Source organism: Flavobacterium collinsii, from assembly GCF_902804485.1.
Lineage (GTDB): Bacteria > Bacteroidota > Bacteroidia > Flavobacteriales > Flavobacteriaceae > Flavobacterium > Flavobacterium collinsii.
This window is the reverse complement of the sequence record NZ_CADCST010000105.1, coordinates 14,594-32,496: the sequence shown is the minus strand read 5'-3', so window position 1 is coordinate 32,496 and position 17,903 is coordinate 14,594. Positions and strand designations below refer to the sequence as shown.

Below are 17,903 nucleotides of genomic sequence, written 5' to 3'. Positions count from 1 at the left end.
TCGTATTGAATCCTTTATTTTTGAATATGGTTAAGATCGATTTCATCAGGTTTTGCATTTTTAAGGGCGATTTTGTGATAAAACGGAATCATTTTGACTTCGATAGCAGTGATTATTTCAGGGTCAAGTTTTTTGTCTTTTATTGCTTTAAAAACTTCTTCAACCTGCTCCGTGCTAAAAACAACTGCGATTGGGTTTTGCTGTATTTCGGCAGCAGGCAGTTTAGCTAATGTCGAAATTTCTTTTAGCATCCATCGGTGACGGGTTAATTGATCGCGGTTGTTGTTGCTTCTTTCCACCAGTTTGAGATACGATTTGTAAGCTGTTTTATCGGTGATCTCTGCTTCATTCACACCATGCAGTTTATGGCTGTTTACTCTTCCTATTGCTGCAACATAAGTGTTTTCAAGACTTTCGTCTTTGCTTTTCATCTCTTTTTCCAGTTTTTTGGCTGCTTCCAAAAGGTAGTTATTGTATTTTTTTACATTTTCGGCTTCTGTATTATACGTTTCCAGATAATCTAAAGCTTTCTCTTTAAACTGTTTGTCATCTGATGCAAGGGTAGCCTGTGTGAGTAAATGCTCTAAATTTGTGCTTTCTTTTTCCGGTAATGGGTTTAGTGCCAATTGCATTTCTTTTAACTGGGCTGTAATCTGATCACGCGTTCCTTCTAAAGCCTTTCCGTTGAGGTTTATTTTCAGAATAGAAGTAAGATTCATGTCCTCCTCGGTTCTTGGCTCTCTTTTCGGACGCATTTTGATTTTGTCGAAAGAGTACGTATACGAAAGGGTAGCCGTCAGATCGTTATTTCTACCCGTGCCCGTTTTATTGAATAGGGTAATGACACTCATGTTGAAATTGTGTTTTTCAAGATAAATGTAAGACCCGTTCAATCTGAAATTGAAGATGTCGTTTTGCTTTTCGCCATTATTGTAACTGGTGTTGTAACTGGTCGAAGCAGTAGCATTCAGTTTTTTCTCCAAAAACAATTTGGAAGCTCCGACGGTTGGTCCGATAATAAAATTCTTTCCGCTATCCGTTTGTCCATAAGTATTGTTTAGGGAACCATTGAAGCTTAAATCTTTTTGCGGATAACCAAGAGAATAGGTAAGGGCGGAGTTGTAATAGGTCGAAGCTCCGCCTGCAACTGCTTTTCCTTGTTGCTGATTTACGGCATCCTGCATCGAGAAATTGGCGCTTATGGCTTTCTTTATTTGTTTTTCATTTCTTAGTAAATAGTTTACCGTCAGACCTAAATTTTGGTTGACTTGCCTAAAGTTCAAAGTGTCTAAATACTCGTAATTAGAAACCTGATTGATGTAGTCAAACTGATAGCGGCTGTTGGTGAACGATTGAAAGTTAGAGTAGTTTAGGTTCAGGTTTAATTTTTGATTGGGTCTCAAATCGACATTGGCAGAGGTTACCAAACGTTTCATCTGGCTTTCTTTCTGTTTTTCTAAATTGTCTTTCTGAAGACCTAAATTTAGGGCAAGCGACACTTTGTCTTTGAACAGATTTTGTGTGGCATTAACGGTTATGTTTTCTAAGTCGTTGTTAAAATAGTACCCCCCAAAGGTTCTATAGTTTGGGTCAATTCGTTCGTAACCTAATCCTAAAGTACCTTTTCCTGCCGGGTAAGCCAACTGTCCTTTGAAGGCACTGTAACTTGTGGTTGTACTATTTCGGCCCAATAAAAAAGAGGAAACTTCTTTTGTTTTTCCACTTTGCGCAGCTCTCAAATCTTCTGTAATACTGCTGTTGGCGTATTCGGTAGAGACTTGTAGCTTCTGAAAAAGTTTAAAATTGGTTTCAAAACTAATGGCAGCATTTTCTTTTGGTGTAACATCCAGTTCAAATGGCACAGGATTGTTTAAAGAATTGATCTGATCTCTTGCTTTAAACAAAGTAAGTCCCAGGTTTATTTTCTCTAAAGAATAAGCTGTTTTAAAACCATACCCAAATCTTTTGTAGGCAGGCAGGATATCCGGATAGGCAGAATTATATTCGTTGCTTTTTAACAGTCGTCCGTACATGGCACTGATTTTAAATTTCCCCTGTGGAGTCAGATCGACTCCAAAACCGGTAAACTGATGACCGCTTAAGGTATAAGGAGAGAAGGTCATACTTATGTCTCCAATATGGGCTGTAATCCATTTATAAGAGGGATGTATGCTCAAACGATTCATTAAAACGGGTTTGTTGTACCCGAATTTTTGATTGGTATAGGAAAAGGAAAACGGAATGTTATATAGGTTCGCAATGTTGAAATTGATGTTTCCGTTCAAAAAGTAACTAAAGGGTTCTCTTGTAGCATTACCGGAATAGAATACGGTATTGGCAGATGCACCACCACTGACATTTATTAGCTTGGCTTTGCCCAGTTCCTGTACATTAAAGTTTTGCGAAAAACCAATGGCAGCTGTAAAAAGCAGTAGTGTAATTAAAATTATTTTCTTTAAAATCATTCTTTATGGGTATGGAAATCAAGAGTATTCTTTCTTGATTTCCAGTAATATTTGAAATTTATAATTTTTACTTGCCGGATAGATTAAAGTTTACTGGATAATAATTTTTCTCAGTTTACTTCCTTGTTGTGACTCGAATAACACAAAATATACTCCTGAAGGAAGTCCGTTAAGACTAAAGTTGAACAGATAATTGTCTTTGCCCTCCTGAGTTTTTGAATCTATTAGCAAGTTGTTATTCAAATTATAAACTTTAACATGTGCAGGCATCACTTTATCAAGTAATACATCTACAGTAAAAGTTCCTTTTGACGGGTTTGGATAGATTTTCAGATCAAATTTTTTCAAAGTTTCATCGTCCGGATTATTATCTTCATACTCACCTTCAGTCACTAAGACCTGCTTGGTTTGAAAAGCGGTACAGTTTCCTTTTTTGGTGTTCAGTGTAATGTCGTATTCTCCGGCCTGACTAAAACTGATTTCGGCAAAATCTTTGTTTTTCGAGATTACTGTTGCGTTGGCAGGAATTACCCATTCGATTTCGTCGGCATCAGGATTACTAATGTCAACGATGATGAATTTCTCGTTTTTGAATACCTGACTCGAGACAGCAAATTCGGCACTAATTGCGGTGTTTTGACTTGATATTTTGATAGTATCGCTAGCTTCACAACCCAATTTGTTGGTGACCACAACGGTATAATTGGCAGGTTCAGAAACGGTAACCATAGCTTTGTTGCTCTTGAAACCTTTATCAGATGTCCAGGAATATGTCGCTTTATCGTCGTCAATTGTAGCATTGATGGTTAAGGTCTGATCAAAACATAAGGTTACGTCTTCTCCAATATTGATAATGTCTTTTGGAGGATTAACGATGGTGTACGTATGGTTGATGATACAGCCTTTCATGTCTGTGATGGCCACAGTATAATCTCCTGCTGGGGCATTACTCAACACATTCGATTTTTCTCCTGTATTCCATAAGTAGCTGTAAGGAGCAATACCGTTTATAGGTGTCACAGTAATGGTAGCATCAGAACCGGCGTAACAAGTTGGTATTTTAATTATTTCGGATGCTTCCAGATGTGGTGGAGCAACTAGTGTAATTGTTTTCGTGATGGTACAGCCATTGTTATCAGTTACCAATAAAGAATAATTCCCGGGAGGAACATTTACTAAATTTGGAGTTCTGACACCTGTATTCCATAAATAAGAGTATGGAGCCGTACCTTGTGATGCCGCTGATGTAATAGTCCAATCGTTTCCATCACCGCAACGGGTATATTCAGAAGAAAGAGAATTGTCAAGAGTAGTAGGTTCCGTGATTGTAATCGTTTCACTTTTTATTGATTTACCAAAAGAATCCGTTGCAATAACATAGTAAGTACCTGCTTTAGCATCCATCAAAGTCTCATTTTCGCTAATGATCAAGGCAGGATTATTTACATCATACCATTTGTAATAATAACCCGGAAGTCCTCCTGAGGTAATTGCTTTGACACTGGCTGTTGCATCTCCATGACATTTTACAATATTAATCTGGGTTAATTTTATAGAAAGAGGATCAACCTTATCTAAATCTCTTTTGTCAATTTTACAGCCATTTGCGTCAATAATGGTAATAAAGTATTGTCCTACGTAGATATTATTAATACTGTTGGATTCTTTGTCGTTATCAATATAAATGGAGTTTCCATCCTTATCGAACCACTCGAAATTGTAATTTGGAGTACCTCCAACGACAGTAACTTTAATACTTGCATCATTTTGACCTAAAGCAGATGGAGGTGTTTTTAAAACTTGTATTCTCATTGCCTGAGGTTCTGTAATTGTTATTTCCTGATAATCTGTACATAAATTAGCATCCGTTACAGTAACATTGTAGGTTGATGCTAAGAGATCCTTAATTGTATTTTGGTCTGCATTTTTTCCAGTACTCCACACGATCTTATATGGACCAACACCTCCGGTAATATTTATTGCAATCTCGGCATCGTTACCGCCATAACAGGAAACATTTTTTTGAGTATAATTAATTTTTAAAAGTTTTGGCTCAGTTACAGTCACAGGATTCGAAGTATAGCTGTTTCCAAATCCGTCTGAAACTTCTAAAATATAATCTCCGGCACGTAATGTCTCGGAAGAATTTGTTGTAGAAGCTACTATATTTGGAGTTAACACATTATACCATTTATAAAGATATTCTTTATCGGTATCAGGAATTCCAATAGGAGCTCCTCCAGAGATGGTAGCTTTTAGTATGGCTTGTTTATTAGTAAAACATTTTATAGACTGGGTTTCTGTAATGGAAGTGATTAAAAGTTCATCAGGTTGATTAATGATGTAAGATGCCTCCGTTGTACACTTATTTTTATCTGTAACTATAATGCTATACGTACCTAAACCAATACCATCTAATAGACGGTTTGTTTTTCCTGTCATTATTATTTTAGCAGTTCCGGTTCCTTGATACCATTGGTAGGTATATGGAAATGTTCCTTCTGCTGCCGAAACATCAATATGACCATTTTTTAACAGATAGCCGCTTGCATCAGCTTTTTCAAAAGAAGCTATGGTTAATGGTTTTAGAGGCTCAGTGATTTTAACAATTGCAGGTGCTGTTGAATAAGAACAACCATTATCGTCTATAATTGTGAAAGAATAGTCTCCGACAGGAATCTCTGCACGGTCTTTTGTAGTAACACCATCATTCCATAAAACATGATAATCTCCGGTTCCTCCCTGAATATTTAAGGTAATGGTCGCATCGCTGCCACTAAAGCAATTTACATTTGTTTGAGTAAAAGTGCAGGTTATAGCAGGTCTTTCCGTCAATTCTGCAATAACAAGTTCTCTTGAAATATTTACATTGTCCGTTACTATTACTTTGTAAAAACCAGCATATAAACTCTCGATTTTGTCCGATGTTGTTTCAACTAACAAAGTATATTGATCTGCTACTTTTCGTTTGTAATACCATTTGTAATTGTATTGGTTTAAGTCTTTAGGAGTTCCACCACTTGTAACCACTTGTATACTACCGGTATTTGCTCCATTACAAGTTACGTCGATTTTATTTACAAAGGCTATAACCAATGCTTTAAGTGTAAAGGTTTCAGAAGCAGAAGTACAGTCGTTACTATCCTTTGCTATTATTTCATATACTCCATCTCCCAATCCAATGATTGTATTTGTTGTGTAGGTTATACCTGTACTAACACCATCTTTCTTTAAGGAATAAGTATATGTTTTTGTTCCCCCATCTGCATTCACAATTATTTGACCATCATTTGCTGTATTTATAGTAGGTTGCTTTTTTACTACACTTGTTATGGTAACAGGAGCATTTTGAGTGATTTCAATGTTAGCGGGACTATTATAAGTACAGTTATTTTTGTCCGTAACGATATAAGAATAGGTTCCTGCTATTAATTTTGTTGTATTTATTATTTTAGAGGCATCATTAATATCTTTAAAAGTAGCTTTGTATGGACCTGTTCCTCCTTTTATATCTAATGCAATTGTCCCGTTATTGCCTCCGTTACAACTTACATCTGTAGAAGTATGGGTTACTGAAAGCGCATCTTGTGGCTCAGAAAGATAAAAATCCTTGAAAATTTCTTTTTTATCGTCCTTAACTCCAACTCTGTAGTTACCCGTAACAAGATTCGCTATAGTCGAATTAGTTTGTCCGGAAATTTCGGTTTCGATACCATTTTCTATTTTAATCCAACGGTAGAAATAAGTACCAGTTCCTCCGCTTGCTTCTATAGTTATACTGCCGGTTGCACTACTTTTACAATCAATGTTTGTTTTGTTAATTTGGGCTATTGACAGGGCTTTTAATTCTATTATATTGGTAGTGGCATTACAGCCATTTTTATCTACTACTTTAATCTGGTAGCTGCCATTTTCTAAACCGGTGGTAAGTCCTGTGCCAGGATTAGTATTGGCACTAAATGGCTGACCATTTTTTGTCCATACATAGGTGTACGGAGTAGTTCCTCCTGTTGTCGTTATTGTAATGGTACCGTCGGCTGCTGTTGGAGATGTAGGTTGTGTTTTTTCTATTGTTTTTGAGATGCCTAACGCTGTTGGCGGCTGAGTAATCTCAGTTATTACATTATTGGTAAATTTACAGGAGTTAGCATCTGTTACAGTATACCAATAAGTACCTGCTTTTAAACCCGTTCTGTTTGTACTGATACTGTTGTCATTCCATAGCACGGATAATGGAGCAACTCCACCCTCTAAGCTAATTTGAATTTCACCATCATTTATTCCGAAACAGCTAACGTCTTTTTTAGATAGTATCACTGATTTTATTTGAGGATTAGCTTCTAATTCAACTACAAATCCTTCCGAAGTGGCTCCTTCGCTATCAGTCGCAAAAACTTTATAATAGCCTGCATTTTGTCCCGAAATTGAGGGACTATTATTTGGTCCCGAAATTGGATTTGTATTAATAATAGTTCCAGATTTGTCGCAGTTATACCAGGTGTAAGTGTAAGTTCGGGTTATCGGTGTTGGACTGTAAGGAAATCCTCCTTTGGCTGTAGCTGTTATACTGCCCGTTCCTCCGGGACATGTTATATTGGTTGGTTTTGGGGCACTGACTATTACTTTTTCAGGCTCATTTATTGTAAAACTAAAACCATTACTTTGGCATGTCCTAGTTTTGTCTTTTGCATAGATAATATATTTTCCAGCTGGAAGTGAATCCCAGTTAAGAGATGTAATTTTTTGTCCGCCCTTAAACCAAATATATTCGAAATCACCTGTACCGCCCTCAAATTCAATAGAGAGTTTGCCATCGGCTTTACCATTTTCTGTTGCATTTGTGTAACTAGGAGTACCAGTAATTGTAATTGGTTTTGGTGTTACAATAGTAACTGTTTTGGTTGATTGTGCATTTATCTGCGAATATCCCAATAAAGTTATAAGTAGTAATGTGTAGATTTTTTTCATAATTATAGGCTTGTTCAGGAATTTATTATTCTTCGCAATTGTATTTGTCAACTACTATAACAGTATAGGTTCCATCTGTTTTTATGGGAATTTTATAAGGGCTGATAAATGGATGTTTTTGTGCTAATGGTTCTCCGTCCAAAAGATAATAGTAGGGAGGAGTTCCTCCACTTGCTGAAATTTCAATGCCTCCGTCGGTGTCTTCACTACAGGTAGGCATTACCTCTTTTACCTTAAAAGTTAAAGGTCCATTTGGATTTTGAGTGATTGTAAAATTAGTTACAGCCGACATCGTAGAGGGTGTATTGTTTGCAAATTGAGTTTGATACTTAAATTCATATTGACCTGGAGGTATATTTTTCCATTTATAGCTATACTCAGATATTTTTTCTACATCAGGATCATCTGATTTTGCTGAAGTTGTAGGACCACTTCCTACAGGATTACGATTAAACAGGTATTTTTCTTCTTTTGTAGTTTCCAATGGTCTGCTAAAAGTATATATCACGCTACCATTGCTATAACTGCAGTTAGTAAAATTTGGATCTGAAGTACTATTGAGTACAGGAGAACATGGTATAATTTTGTAAGTAACTGTATTGGTAAACTGTGTTTGATAGCCGGCCTGGAAAAATATTTGCGATTTACCATCATAACCGCCAATATCTTTAAGGCTAAAAGAAATGGATCTTTTTCCTTGAAATTGAGAAGGAAGCGGTTTCCATCCTGTTGCATCATACTGATATTGCCAGTTCCATCCATTGTTTAAAGTAATGGCATCGTCACTACAAACGTTATTGGCAGCAGGTTGCGTAAGGTGTATTGACCATACATTTGATCTGCCGGCACATCCACCTAAAGTCGCTTCTTTAAAGGTACTCTTGTCGTAGGGAATAGCATATTCTTTCGAACATATGGACTGATATCTGCTATTTATTTCAGCATCTAAGATAAAAAGTCCATCAATATTTTTGGTGTAAAAAAAATCATACTGAATCTTTTCAGCTCCATTCAAAGGAATTATATTATTTGTGCAAAATTCTTTTATATGCATATCTATTGACCCTTCTATGGAATAATCTAAAACTCCACAAATAGTGTATCTTGTGCTTGATGCATTTGGATTTTTAGGGTTCATAGTCGATCTTATTAAGACTCCATAGTCCGTTTGTCCCTGAACTAAGAGATTTCCTAAAAAGAATAGAAGTAAGAGTGTTTTTTTCTTCATAATATTAGTTTTCTGTACAGCCAAAACTATCCAGAACGATTACTGTATGATCACCATCTGTTACACCATTAATTGTATCCGGATTTTTGGTAAGTGGAGTTTTAATTCCATTGTCAAGAATATAAAAGTAAGGAGAGGTACCACCAGTTACTGAAATTTCAATACTACCGGGATCTCCACTGCATTTTGGTTGAATCGCTGTTGTTTTAAAAGTTAATTCCTCTTTATTTTCTATCGTAAAAGGATCGGTAACGATAGCACTAGATCCTACTATTTTGCCATTATCAAATTTGCTCTGTGCCTGATATTTTATGATGTATGTTCCTGCTGCTATTTTATCCCATGTATAGCTTTTATTTTCAGTTTCGTTTTCAGATGCTGTAATACTTGTGGTAGGACCTGTATTCGGTGCCGCCGGATCAACGCGGATTAGATTAAAAAGAAATTGATCATCTTTTTTTAGTAGTGATTCAAACTTTAGGGTAACACTGCCAGTGGCCGTATTATTGCATTCAACAGATTTTGCAGTTGGTTTTTTTTCAGCCAGTTCGGGTGAACAGCCAATAATAGCATAACTGACAGTATTTGTATATTGTTTATAATTTTCATAACCCGCTTTAAAATGAACATTTGATTGGCTCACATAGCCAGGTAAATCCTTTATTTTAAATGTAATTGATGTTTGTTCCTGAAATTGTGTAGGAAGATTGTCCCAAGCTCCATTATCAAATTTATACTTCCAGTTCCACCCATTATTTAAGGTTATGGGATCTTCCTTGCATTTTGGACTGGAGTCTGGTCGAGTGATATGCAATGACATTATCTCAGCATTCGCTAAACATCCGGCAAAAGACGAATAAGAAAAAGTATCTTTATTATAAGGTATAGTTCGTGTTATTTGTCCACATGTTGGAGACCCTCCTAAAACTTCCATAAAATCTATTTTAGTTGGATTTCCTGTCACATAAAAAAAACAGTATAGATCATCTTTGTAATTTTCTGCCTGAAAAATAATTGAGCATGAATTCATCCCCACTGAAATCTGATGGAGTCCAGTATAATCATTATCAGGCCAGATCGAAGGTGAAGTGATTTTAGATTTTATTAGTATTGCATAATCTGTTTGTCCTTGAACAAACAGGCTTCCTAATAAGAATATAAATAAGAGTATTTTTTTTTTCATTATATTATTTTTCAATACAATCAGAAGCATCTACAACGACTACTTTGTATTCGCCATCTGTTGTAATAGGTATCGTGTAAGGGCTTGTAAATACATGTTTTTGTGTCAAGGGTTCTCCTTCTAAAAGATAATAGTAAGGGGGAGTTCCGCCGGTGGCAGCTATTAATATTCCTTTTGGGTCTGTACTGCAGTTTGGCAGTACCGCTGTTGCCGTAAAAGTTAATTGGTTTCTTGAAGTTATAGTGAAACTGCTAACTGTTGATATACTTGAAGGATTACTGCTTCCAAACTTAGTTTGATATGTAAATTCATATTGACCAGCGGGTATATTTTTCCATTTATAACTAAGTGCGGATATTTCTTCTACATAAGGATCATTTGATTTTGCAGAAGTTGTAGGACCTCCTCCTATAGGATTACGAGTAAACAGGTACATTTCATCTTTTTCTAATGGCCTGCTAAAAGTAAATGTCACACTACCATTGCTATAACTACAAGTGGTAAGGTTCGGACCTGACGTGTTGTCTAATTTTGGAGAACATGGTGTAATGGTATAATTAACTATGTTTGAGTAAACATTTTCTTCCGTAATAGCAGGATTGGAATCTATTAAAACCCTAAAGAGAATATTGCCATAGTAGTTATTTAATGCCGGAAAGTTGGATTTAATGAAGTCATAATTTTGATTGAAATTAGTACTTATATTAGTTTTAATAAAATCCTTTCCGTTTGTACTGTATTCCCAATAAAATTTTTGAGTTCCAGTGCAGCCAACTGCCGCCAATAAGACCCTGTCACAAAAAGAGTTAGTTAAATTCGTTGGCTTAATTAATACCTGATTACCTATAAAATAAGGAGGATAGCAGTCTGCATTTAAATTATGGTCAGCGTAAGCTTCATAATAATCATCACGACAAGGACCACTGCAGGCATAAGAGTCAGGACGATATGCCATATATTCAAAAGAGGTTGGCTTTATATCGTAAATTAAATATTGATCTTTTGTTACAATTGCCGCTATATGAGCGCCATTTGATTTTACTTCCCAATTATAGTTGAGACAATTACATTCTTCAATTGATCGAGTCCCATTAAATTCCATTATATATAATTGAGAATGAGCCACATATGGAATCAGGAAATACAATACGATAAATATATAATATTTCTCTCTTGTTATTAATCTTAAAAGGTGTATTAAATGCTTCATAATATTTAAAATTTTACCGTGTAAAAGTCCATTTTTGATGTTCTTCCATCTTTAAATGTCGCTCTAATACCGTATTGGTAAGTAGTATTAATGGTAATAGTCGGATCAGGTAAAAATCGGGTGTTTCCGGGAACAATCTGGATTAGTTGCAACGGATCTTTGTCTGAAGCTTTATAAATTTCAAAACCATCTACCTCATTGTTTGAGTAATCCCATGATAAATCTATAGTATTTGTCGTTTTATTGGGCTGCGCAAAAAATCCCTTCACAGCAGGCATTACGGAATATTTAGGAACAAATAAAGTCAATTCCGGTGAAGGATTGGAGACTAAATTGCTCTCGTCTTTAGCAAAAATGGCATAGCGGTAAGTACTTCCTTCAATAGCTGTTTTATCCCGAAATTTCTCTTCCTTATTTTTTGTTTCCAGGATCAATGTCCAGTCTTTTTGGTCATTTTCTTTTCTATACAATTGGTGCACTGCCACATCTTCGCTCTGGCTGTTTACCCATTCGAGAAAAATTGATCCTTCTTTAATTTTAAAACTGGTAAAAACAGGTGAAGTAGGAGGGATTACATCCGGTTTTTTAAGGATTAAAACCTCTGAGAACTCAGACATGTTGTAGTGATAATCTACAGCAACAACTTTGTAATATACCTTACTATTCAAACTTTTAACGAGTACCTTGTCCTGATAGGAGTTGGGTTCACTAGGGCTTACAGTCAACTGAGTAAGTTCTTCTTCGGCAGTATTTCCTTTATATATACGATATCCTAATAGATCTTTTTCTTTATTAGGATCCCAAGTCAATTTTACAACTCCCAGGCTGTCTATAACTCCTTTTAATCCAATTGGCTTAGAAGGCGGTATAGAATCTACAGGCTGCACAAGCATAGGAAATGAAGTTCTGTTGCTTCCTTGTTTACCAAGAGCTGTAATCGTAAAATAGTTCGTTGATAAGAGTTTGTTGTACGTCACTGCACGACTCTTGGCTGGAATGTTTTTTACCACCGTTTTATAGCCATCATCATCTTTATCTGAACGATTTAATTCAAATCCTGTAATATCATCATTTCCTTCATCGGGAAATTCCCAGGTTAAAGTAACGGTATTTTCATCCTTAAATTCCTTCACAGTAAGATGAGGAACATACTTTAAGATTTCGACACCTTTTCCGGTAATAACTTGTGAATAAGGGCCTAACTCACCAAAAGGCGAAATTCCCTGAATTCTGTAGCTGTATGGTTTATTGTTCGCAATAGAATCAACATAGAAAATTTGACTATTACTCGTGTTTTCCTGATTTAAACTGGTATAAGGCTTATTGGTAATTCTTGTAAAAGTTTTTTTATCGGTAGAACGCTCTACAAAATAATTGGCATAGGTATGTGAAAGTATTTTAAAATTCCAGCTTAACATCGTACTGCTGTCTGTAAAATGAGCCGTAAAATCTATTGGTTTTGGAAGAGGCTGATAATCGTTTAATCCCACGAAAATTCCGCCATAAGAGATAGTAGCCTCTTTTTCGGGTACATTTGAAATTACCCTATAAGCGTATTTTTCATTAGGTTTAACCGTTTTATCTTCAAAGCCCAGACCTGCTTTTTTGGCAATTTCATAATCTCTGTCAGCGGTTAGCAGAGCAAACGTAAATCTTTGTTCATTCTCTTCTGACAGGTTTATGATGTTCTCTAGTTTATCTGTTCCGGTAACAGAAAAGTTTTCACCATAGATGGCTTGTGCTACAATTGCGGCATTATCGTTCTTTTCAATTAATTTTTCCCATGTTTCCAGAGGCTCAGGTTTTAGTGCACTGGCCAAAACCACTTTTTCAGGAGCTGTTAAAGTTTTGCTGTTTCGGGTAACGGTGTAACGTTCTACAGTGTATCCGTAGGTATTCAGTTTTTTCCAGGCTATCGCATTACTGACGGCCCATCGCAACAAAATTCTATCTTTTTGCACTCTGGCTATAACTTGTATGTCCGATTTTATTTCGGTTGGATTTGCTTCTCCTGTGGTAGTCTTCTCTTGTGAATAATTAGTACTAATGGTAATAAAAGTAAGGAGAATTAAAAATTTAAGCTTCATGCTAATCTGTTTTATTGAATGTAAAAATTGAACTGGTACCCGCTTGCCCGCCTGGTAGTATATAGTTTAGTCTTACATTGTAAGGCCCATCTTTTATCATAGGAAATGTTCCGTTCATAATGTAATTGTACTTATTGATCATAGGTTGATTCTGAGTGCTTAAATATTTATTGACTATTTTATATTGAATTTTTATAAAATCGTCTTTATAATAAAAAGGCTGGTTATAACGATAAGGTAATCGGTCTCTCAAATTAGAACTTTTTGGATTATGAATTAAATCAGCCAAATACCAGGTCATTGGTTCAACTCCTTTGATTGGAGGATTTCCTAAAAGGGTAGTGTTTCTGTTTAGCGTAAAATCTGCTTCCAGCGGATAGCCTTTATATATCAGTGGGTAAATTTCATTTTTGAAGTAACTATCATCTAGTATGGCTTCGATACTCACTAATGGCACATTGAGTGTTTTAGGGCTACCGGCAATCTCAATTTCATCAAAAGGTTCAGTTGAGGTATTTTCAGCTTCTAGAGCGTGAATATCAGCTTCAATAATTTTTGTATGGACTTTTCGGGCTTTTTTAGCTGCTATTTTCTCTTGAAATGTATTATATTGACTAGTATTGAAATTATACTGCAATAATTCAACACCCTGACCACCCGTTAAAGTTTCGCCCAGCTTATTATTTTTAACTTCAACATTAGCATTTGAACCAAGATCTTGCTTGTCAAAACTCTCATTAAGATTAGCATTCGCATCTTTTGTAGTTTCCAATGTCATTAAAGATAAATTATATGGTTTTACTCTTTCTAAAACCGGCAAACTAACGATGACCTTTTTTAAACTTGCATTGTAGGATATAGTACCATTTGCTGTTTTATTTCCAGTTTTGTAAAATGCTTTTTGTGATTGTCCCGGTTTTAGGTCAAACAAATAGGACTGTCCTGTTTTTAGTACTACATAAGCTTCTTTACTTTCGTTTTGATAAACGTATTTTTGATCAAAAACAGGGTAGCAGTAAGCGATATTGCCCACCGGAATATTGTTAGGCGCCACACCGGTAGTGAAATTTCGGGTTTCACTTTCCATTGCAATCTGTCCCTGGTCTAAAATTGTTTGCCATGAGCCATTTTTATATTCCTGAAAACTTACTTTTACATTTAAAGTTAAATCTGATTTTTCAGGTAGTATTTCGGTGGAGTTAAAGCTCAATAAGTCATTTGTTTTGTTCCAACTTAGTGTACCAATTACCGGAACATCTCCTTTCTTGATTGTATATTCTTCTAGTTTGAGTCGGTAAGTTTTAACCCCTTCATCTCCTTCAATGTTGAAGTTTTTATTGACAGGCATGTTAAATCCAACCTGAGGAATGGTAAAGACATCAACCTCTTTTGTTCCTTGAATAGGAGTGATATCTGCAATAGATTTTAAACCTTCTAAAGGATTCACTGATATAAATTCGCACTGCTCTCCAAATTCCAGTTTAAAACGGAAACTACCTTTTACGGCACCTCCAAGTAAACTGAATTCTCCCGCCATATAGCCTCGAATCCATGCCGGATTTGGTAATTTGGCTTGTAATAGAACGGCGCCTCCACCTTTTATAATGGATATTTTCTTCCGTATAAAAAATAATTTAATATTAATTCCGAGTTCTCCTTGCATATAGGCATATGACTGACCGTTGGCATACCAACCGTTTATACCAATTTGTCCCGAACCCTTACATTGTGCTTCTCCATAATCTTTAACCATAATGTCAAATCCAAATCCGGCCTGGAAATTGGCGTAGAACATTAAGAAACTTAGATTACCTGTTTTAATGCTAAAATCAGAACCAAAGGCAAATCCTTTTCCTGAAGCAATGCTGTTTTCGTCACGCATATAATCCAGTTTAGCTACGTCTACTTTTAAGAGTTGCGCAACAATATCCGGTGGCGGTGGACTACCCGGGATATCATCTCCAAGCATAAAATAACCGCCGGCTTCTACCTCGACAGATCCAATAGCAAGTTTTATCCCCAATCGGTTCTTAGGGGTACCTGCCCGTATATACCATTTGTCTGGTCCAAAGTGTAAAACAGCCCAACCTGCTCTGTTACTGGAGTCACGGCCTTTTATGAAACCTCCCGGAGTATCAATGTATAAATCGAATGTACCGTGTAAAGTTTTTGCTCTAAAATCGTACTCTATGGCAGCAAATGCATTGATACCCATAGAATTTTTCACATCATTTGGATAAAGCTGTTCTGCTGCAGCTGATAAATTGCTTGTTTTTAGCGCTTCTGTAGCTACCGCACCCATTAGTGCTTCATTTTCGGCAACAACCTGTAAGGCTTTTGTTAGTGCCTCAGCTCCCGGAATTTCAAACGGCTGCATGACGTGACCTTCTCCATAAATACTAATTCTATTAAGACCGCCGTGTTTATTAAAAGCAATTTCAAAACCGGCACCTCCCCAAAAAGCATTTGCGGTAGCTGTACCCGCAAACTTAATCATAGCTTTAACACCTAATCCAGAATCTGCATCAGGTACATAATTTGATTTAGAAGCCACAAAAGAAGAACTAAAGCCGTCTTTTTTCATGTGATAATAGGCACCACCACCAAAACCTTTAAAAGTAATAGCTCCGGCAGGAATATTTAAGTTGTCTACCATAGCATCCACATACCAGTATCTAAAAGTAGTAGATCCAAAAATGGCATTGGCTTCTACTTTGATACCTCCTGTAAAATCTGCCGACACGCTCCCTTTGAAACCATTACCATAGACCGGATCATTGTCCATTATGGCAATGCTTCCTTTAAATTTTACACCTCCTAAGTCTGCTGCAACTGATATTTCCTCAAACTTAATACGCTCGTATTTCCATTTTTGAATTCCTTTCTCTCTGTCGAATTTTCCGACCACATAAAATTTCGTCTGACCGTTAAATTGATTTTGCATAATATTAATCGCAACATCGACTTTCAGGCTTGCTGATACATCTGTAGCGATCAAAGCAATTTCATTAATCGTAACAGGGAAGTTACTAACCGCGGCATCTTTCTCCTGAATGTGTTTGTAGCCAAAATAATCGGCCGTTAGATAAGGCACGACAGTTTGCAAGTTTAAATTCTGGAAAATGATCCCTTTAAAATTAATAGCTTCCTTTTTCTCACCCTCAGCATTAATTGATCCGGATGATTTATTCGGCGATGCAGTAAGTTCGGATGCAGTGGTATTTTTATTACTACCTTTTAAAGCTAAACTTCCATAAAGAACGGCTTTTGGTAAAAACTTACCGTCTTTTACCTTTAATTCCAAATAGGAGTTTTTTTCTAAAGAAGCGGTTGCTTTAAAAGCCTGGAAGCAAATATTGTTGGTTACATCAGCTTTAAGGATATATTCATTGTCTACAGGGTTTATGATAGCATTGTAAGCTAATCTTCCTCTCGAATTTGGATCGCATTGGGTATTGTCTTCTGACGAAAGCGGCAAAACAATTTCACCATTGAAAGCAGCTGCTGTCAATGAGTTCGCACGGAATTCCATTTCGATATGGTCTAATGAAAATTGCCAGCCGGAAGCACTTCCTTCTTTAAGGCTATAGATATTATCGCCTACGAATCTTCCGGAAACCCCCATTCTGTCAATTAAGAGATTGGCAGCTTCAAATTTAACCCTTTTATTCTCGTCTCTTTTATTGAACTGCTCCGGTAACACGACTTTTAGAGATTTTACATAAAAACCCCTCCATAAATTTAGATTGCCCGGTATTAGATAGTCTTTGACATAATCAGCATCGGGCCATTCGATTTTATCAGAGTTTCTAATGTCACTTAAATCGATTACGGCATTGTTTAGTTCAAAAGCAGGTCCTTTGCCTTTATAAGAAGTCAGTTGAAATTTGGGCAAAGAGATTTCAATAAGAATATCATTCCAGTTGGATACTATTGTCTTGAATGACCCCGTTACACGGGTGGGAGCGGGAATAAGTTTATATTCGTCATCGACGGGTTCAAGATAAGCTCTTGAAAATTCAACGTCTGCGGTAATTCCAAGTTCTTTAAAACCGTTACAGTCAATCGTTACATAGGTCTTTTTTTCTACAAGTCCGGTAGACATCGCCATACCTCCTTTTAGAATAAGTAACGAATTCTGACCATTAATGTTAATTGGAACATCACCTAGTAAAACCAAATTTGTCGCGCCAACTAATCCGCCTTTATGCGAAAGTTTGATACCGTTGGCACCAAAGAACAGCTCTTTTGGTCTCCCAAGAGAATCATGCTGCGGAATTACGATTTTTACAAAAGCAGTTAGCTCCGTGTATTCCGGAGTGAATTTGGCGCTGCTAATACCAAGCATGTATTGAATGCCTCCAATGGTCTTTTTTATACCAAGAGGCAACATCGATAATTTTTTAGGTTCTAAAAAATCAGTAAGATTATCATTTTTAGCGATCTCCTTAAAAACAGATATTGCCATATCGCGATCTTTATTGATCTCCTGTGAGACCGGGAAATTCTTTTTTAGAAACTCATTAGTGAACTCACTTTTTGGAGTCTGGTAATAACTAAGCGAATTGTTAAGAAGACCAACTTCGTCTTTGGGAAAATTTTTAGAAATAAAAATCTTCTTTGAATTGCTAATGGTATCAGTGTAAGTATTAGTATTAGAAAAGCAATTGATGCTAATTAAAAATAAAACAATATATACGATAAAAGGAAATAACTTAAGAGTAGTTTTTTTCAAGTCTTAGTAGGTTTGGTTGGTATTAAG

7 protein-coding genes are annotated in these 17,903 nt (G+C 36.2%); all 7 read right to left on the bottom strand.

Features of this window, described 5'->3' with window-relative positions:
• Positions 1-14: 14 nt before the first annotated feature.
• The 7 genes from FLA105534_RS17065 to FLA105534_RS17035 all read right to left on the bottom strand — a co-directional run bounded on the left by FLA105534_RS17065 (position 15) and on the right by FLA105534_RS17035 (position 17,876).
• Entirely contained in the window at positions 15-2,465 is a 2,451-nt protein-coding gene (locus FLA105534_RS17065; protein WP_173967302.1) for a porin family protein, read from the bottom strand.
• A gap of 90 nt (positions 2,466-2,555) precedes the next feature.
• Positions 2,556-7,433: a T9SS type A sorting domain-containing protein gene (locus FLA105534_RS17060; RefSeq protein WP_173967301.1), complete on the bottom strand. Its 4,878-nt coding sequence runs from the start codon at positions 7,431-7,433 to the stop codon at positions 2,556-2,558.
• 25 nt (positions 7,434-7,458) lie between these two features.
• Positions 7,459-8,661 carry a SprB repeat-containing protein gene (locus FLA105534_RS17055; RefSeq protein ID WP_173967300.1) on the bottom strand — a complete coding sequence of 401 codons (1,203 nt, stop codon included), beginning with the start codon at positions 8,659-8,661 and terminating at the stop codon, positions 7,459-7,461.
• A 4-nt stretch (positions 8,662-8,665) separates the two neighbouring features.
• On the bottom strand, positions 8,666-9,844 hold the full coding sequence (locus FLA105534_RS17050; protein ID WP_173967299.1) for a SprB repeat-containing protein: 1,179 nt from the start codon (positions 9,842-9,844) through the stop codon (positions 8,666-8,668).
• 4 nt (positions 9,845-9,848) lie between these two features.
• Positions 9,849-10,946, bottom strand: coding sequence for a hypothetical protein (locus tag FLA105534_RS17045; RefSeq protein ID WP_217427710.1), 1,098 nt, complete (start codon positions 10,944-10,946; stop codon positions 9,849-9,851).
• 113 nt (positions 10,947-11,059) lie between these two features.
• A complete protein-coding gene (locus FLA105534_RS17040) occupies positions 11,060-13,141 on the bottom strand; it encodes a fibronectin type III domain-containing protein (protein ID WP_173967297.1) in 2,082 nt (693 codons plus the stop codon).
• A gap of 1 nt (position 13,142) precedes the next feature.
• Positions 13,143-17,876 (bottom strand): hypothetical protein, encoded by a 4,734-nt coding sequence (locus FLA105534_RS17035; RefSeq protein WP_173967296.1) that lies wholly within the window; start codon positions 17,874-17,876, stop codon positions 13,143-13,145.
• Positions 17,877-17,903 lie beyond the last annotated feature (27 nt).

Bases quoted from the DNA above. Each gene is read 5' to 3' on its own strand.
- FLA105534_RS17065 (WP_173967302.1), bottom strand. From the start codon at position 2,465: ATGATTTTAAAGAAAATAATTTTAATTACACTACTGCTTTTTACAGCT.
- FLA105534_RS17060 (WP_173967301.1), bottom strand. From the start codon at position 7,433: ATGAAAAAAATCTACACATTACTACTTATAACTTTATTGGGATATTCG.
- FLA105534_RS17055 (WP_173967300.1), bottom strand. From the start codon at position 8,661: ATGAAGAAAAAAACACTCTTACTTCTATTCTTTTTAGGAAATCTCTTA.
- FLA105534_RS17050 (WP_173967299.1), bottom strand. From the start codon at position 9,844: ATGAAAAAAAAAATACTCTTATTTATATTCTTATTAGGAAGCCTGTTT.
- FLA105534_RS17045 (WP_217427710.1), bottom strand. From the start codon at position 10,946: ATGGAATTTAATGGGACTCGATCAATTGAAGAATGTAATTGTCTCAAC.
- FLA105534_RS17040 (WP_173967297.1), bottom strand. From the start codon at position 13,141: ATGAAGCTTAAATTTTTAATTCTCCTTACTTTTATTACCATTAGTACT.